The organism is Paraburkholderia tropica (assembly GCF_900109265.1).
Classification (GTDB): domain Bacteria; phylum Pseudomonadota; class Gammaproteobacteria; order Burkholderiales; family Burkholderiaceae; genus Paraburkholderia; species Paraburkholderia tropica.
This window is the reverse complement of sequence record NZ_FNZM01000025.1, coordinates 12724-26796: the sequence shown is the minus strand read 5'-3', so window position 1 is coordinate 26796 and position 14073 is coordinate 12724. Positions and strand designations below refer to the sequence as shown.

The window sequence follows — 14073 nt, the reverse complement described above, 5'->3', positions numbered from 1 at the left end:
TTGTCAGAACGCATGAATCCAGCGCAGATTCACGTGCGTGCCGGAGTAGGTGTTACGTTCGACGACGGGAAAGTAGAGGTTGGCGAAGACGAAGTTATGTCGATTGATGGTCCACTCGGCGCCCGGGCCCAGCGAAAGATTTGTCGTGCGCGCCGCGGCCTGGCTCGCGCCGTTGACGCGGTCGTCGGTGATTTGACGGAACCAGAAGCCGTTCAGGCCCACTTCGAGATTCGGCAAGATCTTGTAGGCCGCCGCGAAATTGGCCCACACCGCCTGGCCCGCCTGAAAGTTCATCATGTCGGGTACTTCGAATGGGTTATTGATGCCCGGATTGGTGTTCTTCAGGTTGTACAGATAGTGCATACGCACCGACACTTCCGTTTTTGGCGTAGGCAGAATCGTCACCGACCAGTACGGGTTCAGCGACCAGAAGTTCGAGCCCGGATTGACGAGCCGATTCGGGTCGTAAGCGCCCGTGGGCGCGATGACGTCGAACTCGAAACGCTGCACAAAGACCGGACGACCGTTGCTGATCACGGGCGCCATCTGCAGGAACGGACCGAAGGTAATGTCGCCGAAGCCGGAACGCGAGGTCAGCGTGGGCGCATAGGGATTGAATTCGGTCGAGTGCGAATTCAGCCAGGCAACCGGCAGCATCGCCGTGAATCCGAGCGAGCCGCCGAGAATGTGAATCGGCGACGTATAGACGATCTGCGGCATCCAGACCAGCGCATTGAGCTGCGCGTCCTTGAACGCCGGGCTGCGTGCGCCCGTATTCGTATAGAAGTTCGTGTTGTGTTCGTACTGGAGGAGTTGAATGCTCGTCCAGCCCGGCTCCGTCGAGCCGAATGCGTCGTTGAACGTCGTGGCGCCGAGGTCGATGCCGGCCGGTTGATAGGTCGAGGCCTGCACGAGGCATGACATCGCGGCCAATGTCGCGCCAGCGACGACCTGTCCATATCGACCCATCCTGCTGTGATATCCGATTCCGTTTGTCATGCTGTCTCCTTTATATAGTAGTACTGGTTATTACATGTGAATCTTTACATCCGGGCACGACTCCCAAGGTCTGGCAATGGCGAACGGTCCGCGACGATTCGATCGCGGTCGTTTCTTATGATTAAATAGTTCGTAGTCCGATAAAAATGAACGACTACTCAGTCGTTCATTCACGGATTGATTCAGGCTAATTCAACTGCTGCCGCCACTTCTTCGTTTATCGGCTTGACGATGCGAAAGGCAGAACGAGGCGCGACAGGTGCGTGGCATCCCGGTAAATCGTGTGACTGACTGCGCGGCCAACGGGCAGATGGAACGCATCGGGCGGCAACAGCGAGTTGTGTTCATCCACCAGCGGCTCGTTGCACATGAGTTCGACCACCAGCTTGTGGCCGGGCTTGAACTCGTTGGCGAACGGATAGAGCCGGATGACGTACTCGTTGATCACGCCAGGCTCGACCGGCACGCTGCGCGTGTGCGGGTGATACGGATTGCCTTCGGTGGTCCGCTCGTCGAGTTCGCGGTGCGACGCCTTGAGAAAACCCGTCGTGACGAGTTGACGCTTGCCGGTCGGCGCTTCGTCCCACATGCGCAGAATGAAGTTGGTGTCGTCCTGATCGATGGCCGCGTAGAGGTGCGCCGCGCCCACGCCATGTACCGAGGTTGCGCTCTGGAACGGTTCGGTGGACCACGTCAGCTTTTCGACCTTGTCGACGACCGTCAGCGGCGCCTGATAGAAGCCTTCCGCATGCGCATGCTCCGCGTCGAGCGGTTCGGGTTCGAACGCCAGCTTGCTACGGGTGCGCAGATACAGCGAACGGTATTCGACGGGCGTGACGGGCCAATGCTCGCCGCTCATCCACTGGCGGCTGCCCTCGACATGCACTTTCACGGGCGGCTCGTCCATGATGCCGTTGTCGATGCCCTTGAGCCAGTAGTCGTACCAGCGGAACATGGTGTCGTGCTCGTCCACCCACGGGCGCGTCTGCATCGGCGGATACGGCCCGATCTCCAGCTTCTTGGGGCCTTTGAGCACGTCGAAAAGCTCAAGGGTGCCATCGACGGTCCAGCCTCGCCCATGGTTGATCTGCAGATACACCGGGATGTCGATGTTGCTCGCCAGGTTGATCGGATTCTGTTCTTCGTACCACTCGCCGTCGAGGTGATTGGTGACGATGTCGAACCACGATTCATGGTGAATCGGATAGTTCAGCACATGCACGAGGTTCGGCCAGGCCGCGACGTCGGGATCGGCGAGACGCTCGGCCACGCGCTGGCGAACCGCTTCCTCGGAGTACGTTTCCAGCATGCGCGACTTGTGCCGATGCGTGAATGCCCAGCCCGAATCGCCGCCGCGGCCTTCGCGCGCCGCGCGCGGCATGAACCACATCACGCCGCCGTGATAGGTCGTCTCATAGAAGTCGAAATGACCGCCGCTGACGAAAATAGCCTTGAGATGGGGCGGGCGTTCGGCGGCGGCAAAGATCTGCATGGAGCCGAAATACGAAATGCCGATCATGCCGACGACGCCGTTGCACCACGGCTGCGCGGCGACCCATTCGATGAAGTCGTACGCGTCCTGCCCGAGCGGCACGCCGCCCGCGTTGTAGTTGCCGATATGTTCGCCTTCGGATGCGCCCGAGCCGCGCACATCGCCGATCACGTGCACGTAGCCTTCCTTCACCACGCGCGCGATGTCGCCCGCTTCGATACAGCCGTCCCACAGCGGAGAAGGGCGGCGCTGCGGCGGCATGGTGAGCGCCAGCGCCTGAAGTTCCTTGCCGTAAGGGCTCAGTGCGACCAGCGCGGGACGCGGTTCGTCGCCTTTGGCGTGATAGGCATCGGCGGCCAGATGAACGCCGTCGCGCATCGGAACGCGCAGGTCTTTGTGTACGACGATCATGACCGATAACCCTTGTGAAAGTAGCCGTGCATAGTGGTGAAAAACGGTGAGGGTTCGAGCGTGGGATCGCCCTCGTAGCGCAGGTATTGCGCGATACAGCAGAAGGGCGAACAGGAGGCTTTCGCTACGGCGTCGCCGTCGAGGCCGAATTGTTCGGTGGCGGCGCGCACGCGGGCCTCGATATCGAGGCTTTCCTCGATTTTTGCCGCCGCCTGTTCGCGATCGAGCACCACGCCGAGCGATTCGGCGTTCTGGCTGCGATAGGGATGGCCGAGGAACAGGCGGTTCGGCTTGACGTGGTCGCGCAGGTGCAGCAGGCTCGCGCGGTACGCGTCCGGATCGGCGTAGCTCGGAAAGCCGTTGGCGGCGCCGTGAATCTGCACCGCGTCGCCGACGAAGACGTCGCGCTGACCTTCCACCACGTACGCGACCGAACCGGCCGTGTGGCCCGGAACGGAATGCACGGTGATCTTCACGTCCGGTCCCAGCGAGATTTCATCGCCGTGGCGCACGATCACGTCGGGTTCCATTTCGCCGGAGATCGCGGCCTCGCAGGCGGCCGTCAATTTCGCTTCCGCGTCCGCGTCGTCGATATAGCGGCCGCGCGCGGCCAGATACTCGTCCACATGCGTGCGGCGGGAACGAAGGAACGGTACGTCCGCCTCGTGAATCACGATTTTTGCTTTGCGGCCCGTGAGTTCCCACAGCGCATGCGCGCCGCCGATATGGTCGATGTGTCCGTGCGTCAGCAGAATCCAGCGCACGTCTTCGATGCGCCGGCCCAGTTGCGCGAGCGCCGGCGCGATGCCATTGGCGGGCGATGCGGCGATGCCGGTATCGACAATCGCCGGCTCGCTGCCGTCGATAAAAAAGCTGTAGAGGCCAAAGCGTCCCCACTGCGAGAACAGCGGGTGGATATCGACGGTTTTCATCGTTGAGGATTCCGGATGAAATCGGCCGTCTCGGCGAACACGCCCTGAAACTCGGGAAGCCACGCGAAGTACTGAACAAAGCCATGCGCCGCCGACTCGTAGCGATGCACCTTCACGGGGACGCCCGCTTGCTTCAGGGCGTGGCCATACAACTCGCCCTCGTCACGCAGCGGATCGCACTCCGCCGTGACGATGAGCGCCGCGGGCAATCCGGCCAGATCGTTGCGCTTGATCGGCGAGACGAGCGGGTTGGCGGGATCGGCGCCGCTGTCGATGTAGAACGCGTTGAACGGCTTCAGCGACGCGGTCTCCAGACCGTTGCCGACGGCGTTGGTCTTCAGCGACGCGTAGCGCTCGACATCGAAGTCGAGATCGAGCGACGGGTAATAGAGCACCTGATGCGTGATGCAGTTCAGGCCCGCATCGAGCGCCATCGCGGCGACCGCGGCCGCGAAGTTGCCGCCCGAACTGTCGCCGGCCACCACCAGGGTTTCGCCATTCCAGCCGATGCCGCTCGCCGGCTCGCGGCCATGCTGTGCGATCCACTCGAGCGCGGCGTAGCAGTCGTTCAGGCCCGCCGGGAACGCGTGCTCGGGCGCCAGCCGGTAATCGACCGCCACCACGGCGCATTGCGTCGCATTGGCGAGCGCGCGCGCCACATGATCGTGCGTGTTGAGGCTGCCGAGAAAGAACGCGCCGCCGTGGAAATATACGAGCACCGGATGCGTGTCCGCCGCCGTCGGCTGATAGATGCGCACGGGCACGTCGCCCGCGGCCGTCGGCAGGATGCGTTCGGTGACGGCGTGCACGGGCAGGCGCTGTTCGATGGGCGCAACGTGGCTTTCGTCCGCCGCCCGCATGGCGGCCGGATCAAGCGGACCCGGCGGCGGGGGCGGCAGGGAAGCGATGAACTGGGCAACCTGAGGATGAAGGGCCATGATTTAGCTCCGTGCGGCGAGTTCGCCTTGATGCTGGCTCGGGAAGACGCTTTGGACTTCGTCCTCGCTCCAGCTTTGGCGCGACAGACGTTGAAGTTCGTCGGTGACGGGCTTGCGGCTGGCCTGGTATTGCGCCAGCGCTTGCGGAATCGACTCGGCCTCGCTCAGGCAGGCGGCGAGCGCGCCCGCGTCGAGCACCGCCGAGTTCGCGCCTTGTCCCTGATGGTGCAGCATCGCGTGCGCTGCATCGCCGATCAGCACGACCGAATTCGAGTGCCACGTCGGCACCGGGTCGATGTCGTAGACGGCGCGCAGGTTCACCTTGTCCATGTCGAGCCCCTCGGTGATCGCCACCAGTTGAGGATCGAAGCCCGCCACGACCTTCAGCAACTGTTCCTTGCTCGCCACCGGCGCGGGCGTGGAGTCGGTCGCGAGACAGGTGACGTCGAACGACACTTCGTCGCGATGACGCAGCGGCAGCAAATAGATCTTGGTGCCGTGGCCCACGTACATGCGCAGGTTGCCGTCGTCCACGAGACCGCAGGTATCCGCCGCCGGGATAACCGCGCGATACGCGTGTTCGCCGGCGAAAACCGGCGGCTTGTCGCTGAACAGATGCTGACGCACCTGCGAGCGAATGCCGTCGGCGCCGACGATCAGATCGGCCGTCACGCTCACGCCGTTCGCGAAGACCGCCGTGGCGCTGTCGCCGTTGTCGACGATCTGGCTCAGACGGTGATTGAGCTTCACCATGCCTTCGGGCAGCACGCCCAGCAGCGCGTCGATAAAGTCGCCACGGTGCACGAAGCGCGTGGTCGCGCCGAAGGCTTCTTTTTCGGGCCACTCTTCCATCGCGATGCGTTGCCCGAGTGCCGTGAGGATTTCGAAATAATCGCTCGCCGACGTCACGGCGGCGATGCGCTCGAATATGCCGAGCTTGCGGAACTGGTCCATCGTGGAGGGACGAAGGCCGATCCCGGCACCGACCTCTTTCACTTCTTGCGCCTGCTCGTAGACCGTCACCGTGGCGCCGGCCTGGCTCAGCGCCAGCGCGGCCGTGGCGCCGGCATAACCGGCGCCGATCACGGCGATATTCAGGTTCTTCAAATTACCGGGTGTCATGATGTGTCTCTTGAGTTGATTGTTCTGTCAATGCTGCGGGTTCGGCGTCAGGGCGAGAAACTCCGCCGTGTTCTGCACGAACAGCTGGTCGATGACCGCGTCCTCGACGCCTTCGGCGCGCAGGTCGGGCAACAGCTGTTCGAACAGATAATTCACGGTGTGGCCCTTCACGCCGGGCCAGCCGAGCGGCGAGCAGTTCGCATCCGCCGACGCCAGCACCTGTTTCACCAGACCGGTGTTGAGGAAGCGCAGGAAGTGCTTGAGACGCTCCTGACGATGGCGGCCCCAGAACGGCGGATCGGGCAATTCGAGGTCGTAGCCGAAGGTGTCGAAGCCAATCCGGCCGCCCGCTTCCAGAATGGCTTGCTCGTTGACGAGGCCTTGACTGACGCCATCGTCGGCGTGGCCGAACAGCACGCGATGGCAGGGCAGTTCTTCTTCCGCGAAGATGTTCAGCGCCGGCGCGGAGTCGACGGCGAGGTGGGTGAAGATCGGCGCGCCCGTGATGCGCGAGGCGCGCGCCGCCGCGCGATAGATGCGCAGATCGAGCTCCTTCATCTTGAAGCCACGGCTCACGCCCACCTTGATAATCCCGGCCTTCGCGCCCGTATCGCCGATACCGACCGTGATCTCGTGCACGAACTGATCGGTCAGATACTCGACGCTCGCGCGCTCGAAGAACGGCAAGGCGGTGTCGCCGCCGACAAAGCCCGTGCTCGCGACGATATGCACGCCGGTCTTGTCGGACAGCGACTTGTAGTAGTCGATGTCGCGACCGTTGCAGATGCCCGTGGCTTCCACGAAGGTCGCCGCGCCCCACGGTTTCGTGTTTTCGTGAAACCGGCGCAGCTTGGGCACCGTCTCTTCATAACGTTGCTCCGGCGTCTTCCACCAGCGGCTGTCGAGCTCGCAACCGGGCATGCCGTAGCCGATGTGTTCGTGGATCGCAACAAAGCCAAGCTCCGCCGCCGAAATCGTGCCCAGCACTGTATTTACGCGTGTCATTTGGCTTCCCCGTTGACGCTCAGGAGTTGGGCGGTGTTGGTCATCAGAATGTGGGCGATGTGTTGCTGCGACACCCCGGCCGCCTCGAGCATGGGCGCGAATGTCGTGAGCACGTCGCAGTACGGAAGGTCATTGCCGGTTTCGCCGAACGCGATGCCGGTGGCGCTCGACGAGAGCACGATGCGATTGACGTGGCCGGCCTCGATCAACGCGACGATCAGGTCGACGCGCTCGGCGTCGGTGATGTAGAGCGGGTCGGTCGAACCAATGTGGTCGATGCCGACTCGCACGCCCGCGCGTGCAACCGCCATCGGCCAGTCTTTGGCGACGGCGTCGCGGCGATCCATGCCGCCCATGACCAGACGGTCCGGGTTCAGCGCTTCGTCGAGCGCCAGTTGCATGTCTTCCAGCGCGTTGGCGCCGTATCGGATGAAGACGGGCACGCCGTAGGTCGAACCGGCGCGCGCCGCGCCGCGCACGAGGCTGCCGTCGGTCGGCGTCATGCCGCTGCGGGTCACCGCCGTGGCGACGAGGCCCGCGGGCGCACGGCGCTCGAAACGCGGCACCACCATGCCATCGTTGACTTCGCGGCCGAACATCTCGGCGAACTTCGCGGCCGGCCAGGGCGCGGGCGGATTGGTCTGCGGCGTCAGAAAGTAGCCGCCGAGCATGGCTTCCGGACCTTGCCCGGTGGACGCGACGATATGCACGCCGGTGGCGCGTGACAGCGCTTCATACAGGCGCAGGTCGCGCCCCTCGAACATGCCGGTCGCGTCGACGATCGCGCCGCCGCCTGCGGCCTTGAACGCGCGCAGCTTGGCTGCGATGGCGTCGAAAATCTCCGCGCGATCGAACTTGAGGTCGTAGGCGTACTGCGCGCCGGGCAACACGTACAGCAGCGATTCGCTGATCAGCGTAATGCCCAGTTCGCGGGCGTCGACGGGGCCGAGCACCGTGTTGACGGTCCCGGCATCGACGCCGCCATCGTTGCGTGCGGCAAGGATGAGGGACGTGAAGGGCGGCGTCGGCTCCGGGACGCCCTGGCTGTGTTTAACGCACATGTCGGCCTCCGAGGGACTCAGGACTGCGATGCACGTCGCCAGCAATAGAAACGGTCATGCGACTCAAGAGGATGTCTCCTGTTCATTGATTACAATGTTGTATTGTTATGACAAAGCGCCGGGCAAAAAAAACCGTCAGCGGCTCAGACCGAAGGCGTACTTGAAGTCTTCGGCGCGGTGTACTGCCCGGCGCCAGCCGCCGGGATGCCCGTCACTGCTGAAAAGCGTCGTCTCGGCGACGAGGACCGGCGCGCCAACGTCGACTTCTAGCGCCTGCGCCTCTTCCGGACTCGCGCCCGACGCCCAGATGTGCTGCTCGCCGCGCGTGTACACGACGCCCAGCGCTTGCTCGATCAACGCGAACACGGTGCCGACGCGCTCGAGCTCTTCGACCGACGGCGCAAAATCGGGCGGCGTGCAAAGGTAGGTACAGGCCCAGACCAGCGGGGCGCCTTTGACCGAAATGACGCGCTGGAGATAAAGCAGCTTCTTGGGCGAGGTGAGGCCGAGCGCCTCCATGACGGCTTCTGGCGGCTCGACGCGCTGAAGGCCGGTCACGCGCGAGGTCGGCGTCAAGCCTTGCTCGGTGAGGTAGCGGGTCAAACCACCCAGTTCGAGCGCCGGAGGCAGGCGCACATTCACGCCGTGAACCGGAAACGTGCCTTTGGCGCGCTGGCGAACGACGTAGCCCTCGTCGACCAGTTCCTTGAGCGCCTGACGAATCGGTGCCCGGCTCACATGAAACCGTTTCATCAGGCTGGCCTCCGTCAAGGCCGGCGCGGTCGCGCTGCCCGCACCCTGCAGCTCGTTGATCAGGATCTGCTTGATCTGGCTGTACAGGGGAATGGTCGAAATCCGGTCGATGGTCTGTTGCATGGCAGGATATTGGTACACGGTTGTACCAATAATATTGTTATGCCAAAGTGATGTCAACTTGAACCTGAAAACGGGCGAGGAGGCGGTTCTTGTCGTCGGTGAGGCGGGCGGTGCGCGGGAGGCGCCGGCGCGCCGAACCGGACCTACGCACTGGATGGCCGACGACCGCCTGCGCCCGCGATGTCGCCGATTCAGGCGTTCGACTGCCGGAGGACGTCGCAGTGCCGTAGGTCACTGAATCGGAGTTTGTTCGCGGACCGCGCGATGACCGGGCATCGCGTGCTCGCGCGAAATACCATGATCCCGTCACCGGTAAGACGGGGTTGTGCACAGGTCCGCGATCAAGCTCCCTGACAGCAATTCGTTCACGAAGTCGCGCTGGTTCCCACAAATGGCGAGTTGGAAGCCAGCGCGTCGATCTGAAGTCCGGCCTGCTCTCTGCCGTGATTTTCCTGCTCCAACCAGATCTGGCTGTCGGGAAACCAGAAAGCGTTTGCGCGCGGAGGTGCGACGAGCCTGACTGGCAATGACGGATTGAAGATCCTGGACCACGCGGACAAATACGAGGGCGTCTTGATCAGATACCCGCAACTCGAGAGAAGCAGGCTCGTAATCAGCGCTTCGCGCCCGATCGCAAGCCCGGGGTGTCCGCTGAAGTGCACCGGCTTTTCTCCATTTGCCAGCATTGTCGCGGGCGCGATATCGACTGGCACGGCGAATCCCCAGTTCTTGAAAAAGTCGAGAAAGGTCTGCTCGTCGCTCGACACGAAGATGTTCGTGAGATGCGGATGGTCGGAGAGCGTTTTCTCTACCATCCGGCAAAAGGCATCTCGTTCGATTACATGGGCTTCGTGCTTCTTGTCGGTTCCGCGAAAATGCACCCCGAGTGTAGATGGACCAATACCCAGTCTCCGGCATGTTGTGTCGACCTCGGTCCGGATCGATGGAGCAGGGCGATACTGCGAGAGAAACACCGTGCTCGCGTGTGTCAGCTGAAGGCCCGACTCGTATCGACGAAACCCCAGATTTCCAAGGTCTTCCACTCGTGACGTTCGCAAGCGCAAGTTTGAGTCCCGCGGCGTAGCACCGTGTGCGATGTTTTCGAAGCACTCGGCAAGCCAGTCGACTTTGCCCTGCGCGTCACCATAACTGCCGCCTCGCGCGGAGATGAATGGCGTCAGATTTTTTTCTTCGCAGTAGAGCAGGATGCACAACACGATTTGCATCACGGAGAAAAATCCCGAATTTGCGCGAATTTCTATCGCAAAGTATCCGTGATTGAAGTGCTGCTTCAGATGAAGCGACAAACGCGACGGGGAATTGAGCGCGTTCTTGAAGGCTTCACTTCGCCGGATCTGTTTTGCGAGGTCAATAAAGTCTTCGAACATGTCAGCTCTCTCCTGTCACCGGCAACACGTTACCAGCCCGGTGCGCGTTATCAATGACGATCCGGTGGATATATATTTCGCAAACCTTATTAAATGGCGTGAAGTGGATATTCGAAAATCCATGCCATCGTATCGAACCTTGGTGTACGTCGCCGAATGAAAAAATAAGATTATGTGCGGCACCGCACCATGGCTGGCACCATGCGCATGCACCGCAATGGCGAGACGGCGCGGAGTTGGTTGCCTGAAGGGTAAAGGTTTCCAATCGCTAACTGAGCGTCATGGAAGGCAGGCAAACCCGTCGCCGACCGATAAATCAGCGCACCCGGGTCATTGTGATTGCCATCGGGATTATGCGAGCGCGCCAGGCAGGCCTTTCGACACACGCTATTTGCATCACGGCAAGTTAGGAAAATCTGACATGCGCATATGGGGAAGCCGCTGAATTCGTGCGGCAAACACATTCATCCATTCGACCAGAAGCTCATGGTCAGCGCGGTGCAATCGCCCCAGAACCGCAGATAGCGCCAAAGCTAGCCTGGTCGTTTTCGCGGTCGGAAGTCTCTGTGACAAGTATGTGAAATACTGCATTGGTCAATCTCGGCCAGGGTCGCAAGTCGCGCCACCGTCAAATTCGCGACCCCGTGTTCCATTCTCAAATGAGGCCGATGAAAGTATGCGTGCGGTTATTCACACGAGAATACGATGTTAATTTCCGCACAGCCTATTTTCGAATCGTTACCAATCCGTGTAAGTATTTCCCGCGAGCTCTCTAACCGGCGGCCCGGCAATTCCGCACGCGCGGTACGGTAGGATGGTTGCGCTTTAACCGTCCTTCACGTTCTCGTCCTATCATCCGCCCCAATGCGCAAGCCTGCCCAATCCGACGCTCTCGCCTCGCACATTCACGCGCGCTCGCTGCGCTACTTCGACGCCATCCGCCGTCACCGCTCGATTCGCGAGGCGGCGCGGCAACTGCATGTCGCGTCGTCGGCGGTGAACCGGCAATTGCTGAAGCTCGAAGCCGAAGTCGGCACGCCGCTGTTCGAGCGTCTGCCGGGCGGCCTCGCGCTTACGGCGGCGGGCGAGGCGTTTGCGCGCCACGTCATCACGGTGCTTCAGGACGCGCGCCGCTTCGACAGCGAAATGGATGCGCTGCGCGGTATCCGGCGCGGCGAGATTTCGCTCGTGACCGTCGAGGGGCTCAACACGAGCCTGCTGCCCGACGTGGTGGAGCGCATGCTGACGCGCTATCCGGGCATCCGCTTTCATGTGCATACGGCGGGCTCGGCGGCCATCCGGCGCATGATTCTCGACGGCGACGCCGATCTCGGTCTGGCGTTTTCGCTGCCGCACACGGGCGATCTCCAGCAACTGGCGGTCGGCCGCTTCCAGCTGGGCGCGATCGTGGCCGCGGGGCACGCGCTCGCGGCCGAGGCGAGCGTCACGTTCGCACAATGCGCGCGGTTTCCGCTGTTGCTCGGCAACGCGCGGCTGTCGATCGGCGGCCTGCTCGAACCGCTGATCCGCCGCTATGCCAAGCCGCTCGACACCGTGCTCGAAAGCGATTCGATCGAGCTGATGCGGCGTCTCGCGGCGCGCGGCCACGGCGTGGGCTTTCAGACGCGGCTCGGCCTCGAAAACGATTTCGCCGAAGGTTCGCTCGTGCACGTCCCGCTGCGTTCGCCGCGTCCGCTCGTCTCGGAGCTGGGCGTCTACGCGCGCGCCGGCCGCACGATGACGCCGGCGCTCGACGCCTTCGTGCGTTTGCTCGCGGAAGCCATCGCCGAACGCGAACAGGACGAGCCGATCGTGTGAGCCCGGGGGAAGGCAACGGCCACCCGCCAGCCCCGGCGCGTGCACGTGCGAGCCGATGCCGAAACGGCATCACCATGGACACTTTTCTCTGCTTTTTTGAGCACGGCGGCACGGCTAGACTTGCCTGAAATCCTTTTGCAAGGAATCCGCATGTCAGTCTGCCCGCCCGCCGAGGCGCCGTTCGCCGCGCGCATCGTACCCACGGCCACGCTGCCGGTCATCGATATCGGCGGTCTCTTATCGGCGCAGGCCGACGATCGCGCACAGGTCGGCGCGGCGCTGCACGCCGCCTGCGCTGACAAAGGCTTCTTCTACATCGCGAACCACGGTGTGCCCGTCGCGCTCGTCGACGCCGCGCGCCGCGAAGCCGAAGACTTCTTTGCGCTCGACGAGTCCGACAAGCGCCGTGTCGACAAGGCGCTTTCGCCCTGCAACCGGGGGTACGAGCCGTTGCGCGGCCAGGTGCTGGAGGCGGGCACGCCACCCGATCTCAAGGAAGGCTTCTACATCGGCAACGAACTCGCCGACGACCATCCGCACGTGCAGGCGCGCACATTCAATTGCGGCCCGAATCAGTGGCCCGGCCATTCGCCGACGTTTCGTCCCGCGATGCAGGCGTATTTCGACGCGCTGTATGCGCTGTCGAAACGTCTGACGCGCGGCCTCGCGCTGGCGCTCGGTCTCGCCGAGGACCACTTCGACGGATTCTGCGACGACGCGATGGCCACGCTGCGGCTGCTCCACTATCCGCCGCAACCGGCGGGCGCGCTGCCGGGGCAGAAGGGCTGCGGTGCGCACACCGACTTCGGCTGCCTCACGCTGCTCTGGCAGGACGAGCACGGCGGCCTGCAAGTCGAGGACGGCGACGCCTGGATTCACGTGCCGCCGCTGCCGGGGACCTTCGTCGTCAATCTCGGCGATCTGATCGCGCGCTGGACCAACGGCCGTTATCGCTCGACGCTGCATCGCGTCGTCAACGTCTCGGGGCGCGAGCGCTACTCGATGCCGTTCTTCTTCACCGGCCGTCCGGACTATCTCGTCACCTGCATCACGGCCGCGCCGGGCGAAGCCGCCGCGTGGCCGCCGATCACGGTCGGCGACCACTTGCAGGCCTGCTACCGGAGAACCTACGGATGACGCGCGCGGCGGGCATGCTGCTGATCCACGGGGCCTGGCAGGGCGCGTGGGCATGGGACGCGTGGCGCGCGCCGATGCGCGAGCGCGGCTGGCTCGCGCACGCGCTCGATCTGCCCGGCAATGGCTGCAACGGCGGCGACGGCGGCAATCTCGCGCGCACCGCCGCGCCGGGCGAGATCACGCTCGATACCTATGTCGGAGCCGTGCGCGCGCAGCTCGACCGTTTCGACGGCCCGTGCGTGATCGTCGCGCATAGCGGCGCGGGCGTGATCGCCTCGCAGGTGGCCGAAGCCGTGCCGGAGCGCGTCGCGGCGATCGTCTACGTCGCCGGGATGATGCTGCCGTCGGGCATGGGTTACGGCGAGCTTGTCGAAGCCGCGAGCGCCGAGGTCGAGAACGCGGGCGGCATCGCGCCTTACCTGGTCTGGAGCGACGACGGCCGCGTGTCGCGCGTGCCCGCCGCCGCGGCGCTGGAAATCTTTCTGCACGACTGCCCGCCCGACGCGGCGCGGCGAGCGGCCGGCCTGCTCACGGCGCAGGCCGAAGGCGGCCGCGCGCTCGTCGCGACGCTGAGCGCGGCGCGCTTTGGCCGCGTGCCGCGCGTCTACATCGAGGCGACGCTCGATCGCTCCGTGCTCTTGCCTTTGCAGCGCCGTATGCAGGCGCTGGTGCCCGGCGCGCGCGTGCGCACACTCGAATGCGGCCACGTTCCGCAACTCGCCCAGCCCGAAGCGCTTGCGCGGATCGTCTGCGAAACGCTCGCCGAACTCGGTATCACCCATGACGATCTGTCCGCCGCCGCACGCTCCGCTTCCTCACCTCGCGCCCTGAAGGGAACGCCCACATGACGACGCCCGCCTGTCTTAACGCCTGTCTCAACGATTTGCCGTCCGC

12 protein-coding genes are annotated in these 14073 nt (G+C 63.6%); 3 read left to right on the top strand and 9 right to left on the bottom strand.

Going from position 1 to position 14073, the window contains the following annotated elements; translation table 11 throughout:
• Window positions 1-3: 3 nt before the first annotated feature.
• From BMY06_RS32830 to BMY06_RS32790, 9 genes are all read right to left on the bottom strand, one after another.
• Entirely contained in the window at window positions 4-999 is a 996-nt protein-coding gene (locus BMY06_RS32830) for a SphA family protein (protein ID WP_074987194.1), read from the bottom strand.
• A gap of 217 nt (window positions 1000-1216) precedes the next feature.
• Window positions 1217-2902, bottom strand: coding sequence for a CocE/NonD family hydrolase (locus tag BMY06_RS32825; protein WP_074987193.1), 1686 nt, complete (start codon window positions 2900-2902; stop codon window positions 1217-1219).
• Window positions 2899-3834: an MBL fold metallo-hydrolase gene (locus BMY06_RS32820; protein WP_074987192.1), complete on the bottom strand. Its 936-nt coding sequence runs from the start codon at window positions 3832-3834 to the stop codon at window positions 2899-2901. The genes BMY06_RS32825 and BMY06_RS32820 overlap by 4 nt, the downstream gene beginning before the upstream one ends.
• Window positions 3831-4772: an alpha/beta hydrolase gene (locus BMY06_RS32815; RefSeq protein WP_074987191.1), complete on the bottom strand. Its 942-nt coding sequence runs from the start codon at window positions 4770-4772 to the stop codon at window positions 3831-3833. The genes BMY06_RS32820 and BMY06_RS32815 overlap by 4 nt, the downstream gene beginning before the upstream one ends.
• A gap of 3 nt (window positions 4773-4775) precedes the next feature.
• Window positions 4776-5894 carry an FAD-dependent monooxygenase gene (locus tag BMY06_RS32810; protein WP_074987190.1) on the bottom strand — a complete coding sequence of 373 codons (1119 nt, stop codon included), beginning with the start codon at window positions 5892-5894 and terminating at the stop codon, window positions 4776-4778.
• Window positions 5895-5921: 27 nt separating this feature from the next.
• Window positions 5922-6899 (bottom strand): phosphotriesterase family protein, encoded by a 978-nt coding sequence (locus BMY06_RS32805; protein WP_065062911.1) that lies wholly within the window; start codon window positions 6897-6899, stop codon window positions 5922-5924.
• Window positions 6896-7960 carry a phosphotriesterase family protein gene (locus tag BMY06_RS32800; protein WP_080180091.1) on the bottom strand — a complete coding sequence of 355 codons (1065 nt, stop codon included), beginning with the start codon at window positions 7958-7960 and terminating at the stop codon, window positions 6896-6898. The genes BMY06_RS32805 and BMY06_RS32800 overlap by 4 nt, the downstream gene beginning before the upstream one ends.
• A gap of 135 nt (window positions 7961-8095) precedes the next feature.
• Window positions 8096-8836, bottom strand: a complete 741-nt coding sequence (locus BMY06_RS32795; protein ID WP_074987189.1) for a GntR family transcriptional regulator — start codon at window positions 8834-8836, stop codon at window positions 8096-8098.
• 365 nt (window positions 8837-9201) lie between these two features.
• A complete protein-coding gene (locus tag BMY06_RS32790) occupies window positions 9202-10224 on the bottom strand; it encodes an O-fucosyltransferase family protein (protein ID WP_074987188.1) in 1023 nt (340 codons plus the stop codon).
• Window positions 10225-11088: 864 nt separating this feature from the next.
• On the opposite strand from BMY06_RS32790, the gene BMY06_RS32785 reads away from it, so the two are divergent.
• From BMY06_RS32785 to BMY06_RS32775, 3 genes are all read left to right on the top strand, one after another.
• Entirely contained in the window at window positions 11089-12042 is a 954-nt protein-coding gene (locus BMY06_RS32785; protein ID WP_074987187.1) for a LysR family transcriptional regulator, read from the top strand.
• A 150-nt stretch (window positions 12043-12192) separates the two neighbouring features.
• Window positions 12193-13179: an isopenicillin N synthase family dioxygenase gene (locus BMY06_RS32780; protein WP_065062919.1), complete on the top strand. Its 987-nt coding sequence runs from the start codon at window positions 12193-12195 to the stop codon at window positions 13177-13179.
• Complete coding sequence (locus tag BMY06_RS32775; protein ID WP_074987186.1) at window positions 13176-14027, top strand: alpha/beta fold hydrolase; 852 nt, start codon at window positions 13176-13178, stop codon at window positions 14025-14027. The genes BMY06_RS32780 and BMY06_RS32775 overlap by 4 nt, the downstream gene beginning before the upstream one ends.
• Window positions 14028-14073: the final 46 nt, after the last annotated feature.

Excerpts from the sequence above, each read along its gene's own strand:
- BMY06_RS32825 (WP_074987193.1), bottom strand. The coding sequence starts at position 2,902 with ATGATCGTCGTACACAAAGACCTGCGCGTTCCGATGCGCGACGGCGTT.
- BMY06_RS32805 (WP_065062911.1), bottom strand. The coding sequence starts at position 6,899 with ATGACACGCGTAAATACAGTGCTGGGCACGATTTCGGCGGCGGAGCTT.
- BMY06_RS32815 (WP_074987191.1), bottom strand. The coding sequence starts at position 4,772 with ATGGCCCTTCATCCTCAGGTTGCCCAGTTCATCGCTTCCCTGCCGCCC.
- BMY06_RS32830 (WP_074987194.1), bottom strand. The coding sequence starts at position 999 with ATGACAAACGGAATCGGATATCACAGCAGGATGGGTCGATATGGACAG.
- BMY06_RS32800 (WP_080180091.1), bottom strand. The coding sequence starts at position 7,960 with ATGTGCGTTAAACACAGCCAGGGCGTCCCGGAGCCGACGCCGCCCTTC.
- BMY06_RS32810 (WP_074987190.1), bottom strand. The coding sequence starts at position 5,894 with ATGACACCCGGTAATTTGAAGAACCTGAATATCGCCGTGATCGGCGCC.
- BMY06_RS32790 (WP_074987188.1), bottom strand. The coding sequence starts at position 10,224 with ATGTTCGAAGACTTTATTGACCTCGCAAAACAGATCCGGCGAAGTGAA.
- BMY06_RS32780 (WP_065062919.1), top strand. The coding sequence starts at position 12,193 with ATGTCAGTCTGCCCGCCCGCCGAGGCGCCGTTCGCCGCGCGCATCGTA.
- BMY06_RS32820 (WP_074987192.1), bottom strand. The coding sequence starts at position 3,834 with ATGAAAACCGTCGATATCCACCCGCTGTTCTCGCAGTGGGGACGCTTT.
- BMY06_RS32785 (WP_074987187.1), top strand. The coding sequence starts at position 11,089 with ATGCGCAAGCCTGCCCAATCCGACGCTCTCGCCTCGCACATTCACGCG.
- BMY06_RS32795 (WP_074987189.1), bottom strand. The coding sequence starts at position 8,836 with ATGCAACAGACCATCGACCGGATTTCGACCATTCCCCTGTACAGCCAG.
- BMY06_RS32775 (WP_074987186.1), top strand. The coding sequence starts at position 13,176 with ATGACGCGCGCGGCGGGCATGCTGCTGATCCACGGGGCCTGGCAGGGC.